This window comes from Pseudoalteromonas sp. P1-9 (genome assembly GCF_001399975.1).
In the GTDB taxonomy this organism is placed as follows: Bacteria; Pseudomonadota; Gammaproteobacteria; order Enterobacterales; family Alteromonadaceae; genus Pseudoalteromonas.
Window position 1 is genome coordinate 1 of sequence record NZ_LKBD01000193.1, and the last position, 242, is coordinate 242.

Annotated in this window: 1 protein-coding gene; it reads left to right on the plus strand. The window is 40.1% G+C overall.

Going from position 1 to position 242, the window contains the following annotated elements; all coding sequences use genetic code 11:
• The coding region (locus AN214_RS22835; protein WP_161805724.1) for a putative Ig domain-containing protein at positions 1-242 on the plus strand (242 nt) is incomplete at both ends.

The window sequence follows — 242 nt, forward strand, 5'->3', positions numbered from 1 at the left end:
TAGATGAAGGAAAAGCCTATAGCTTCACACCTAATGTGTCGGATATTGATGATGATGCCTTAATCTTCTCGATTACAAATAAACCAAGTTGGGCCACGTTTAATGCTAGTTCAGGTGCTTTATCCGGTATTCCGAGCGCATCTGATATAGGTGTTACTTCAGGCATTATCATTACCGTATCGGATGGTGTTTTAAGTGCATCGCTCCCTGCGTTTAACATTGAAGTACTTGATGTAAATGAA